Here is a 1,268-nt window from a genome sequence, read left to right on the forward strand (position 1 = left end):
TGGTCTTCCCCCTGAAAAGTGGTCCTCCGTGAAGTAGGCTATTGAGCCTGAGAGAGGACGTTGGAATGCCCCAGAAGAAGCACAAGCCCGAAGAGATCGTCGCGAAGCTGCGCCAGGTTGATGTTTTGTTGTCACAAGGCCGCTTGGTCGGGGAAGCGGTCCGATTGATCGGCGTGACACAGTTCACCTATTACCGCTGGCGCAAGGAGTTTGGTGGCCTGAAGGGTGATCAGGTAAAACGGCTGAAGGAACTCGAGAAAGAGAACGACCGGCTGCGCAAGGCGGTGTCGGATCTGACACTTGAGAAGCTGATCCTGAAAGAGGCTGCAGCGGGAAACTTCTAAGCCCCGCCCGCCGGCGGCGCTGCGTCGACCATGTCATGGCAAGGTTCTCCGTCTCGGAGCGCTTTGCCTGCAAGGTCCTCGGTCAGCACCGTTCGACCCAGCGCAAGAAGCCGCACGGCCTGCCCGACGAAGAGGCTTTGACCGCCGACATCGTCCGACTGGCCTCGCGCTATGGCCGCTATGGCTATCGCCGGATCACGGCGTTGCTACGTTCCGAGGGTTGGACGGTAAACGCCAAGCGCGTCGAGCGTATCTGGCGGCGGGAGGGGCTGAAGGTTCCCCAGAAACAACCGAAGAAAGGACGCCTCTGGCTGAATGACGGATCGTGCATCCGGCTTCGGCCTAAACACCCCAACCATGTCTGGTCCTACGACTTTGTCGAGGGCCGGACCCACAATGGCAGGAAGTTCCGCATGCTCAACATCATCGACGAGTTCTCCCGGGAGTGCCTGGCGATCCGCATCGGTCGCAAGCTCAACTCGACCGATGTCATCGACGTCCTGTCGGACCTGTTCATCCTGCGCGGTGTGCCCGGCCATGTTCGTTCCGACAACGGCCCGGAGTTCATCGCCAAGGCGGTGCGCGAGTGGATCGTGGCCGTCGGCGCGAAGACAGCGTTCATTGAGCCGGGCAGCCCTTGGGAGAACGGTTATTGCGAGAGCTTCAACTCGAAGCTGCGCGATGAACTGCTCAACGGTGAGATCTTTTACAGCCTCGCCGAGGCAAAGGTCATCATCGAGGCATGGCGATGTTACTATAATACCGAGCGGCCGCACTCATCGCTCGGCTACAAGCCGCCGGCACCGGAGGCCATCATCTGGCCTGCGCCGCCGCGCGGATCGGCACCATCATCGGCACAGGCGATGGTTGAAAAGCCGATCATGCACTAAGACTGAAACCGGACCACCCAATGGGGTCAGACCA

Annotated in this window: 1 protein-coding gene; it reads left to right on the top strand. The window is 60.3% G+C overall.

Translation table 11 applies throughout. The features are described 5' to 3' along the window. Positions 1–65 precede the first annotated feature (65 nt). Positions 66–1,234, top strand: a protein-coding gene (locus tag ACEVQ6_RS23635) for an IS3 family transposase (protein ID WP_374891488.1) whose coding sequence is annotated in 2 segments (ribosomal slippage) — positions 66–327 and positions 327–1,234 — 1,170 coding nt in all. Because the reading frame shifts where the segments join, the coding sequence is not laid out codon by codon here. Positions 1,235–1,268: the final 34 nt, after the last annotated feature.

The organism is Ensifer soli (assembly GCF_041928815.1).
GTDB lineage: Bacteria > Pseudomonadota > Alphaproteobacteria > Rhizobiales > Rhizobiaceae > JBHFEI01.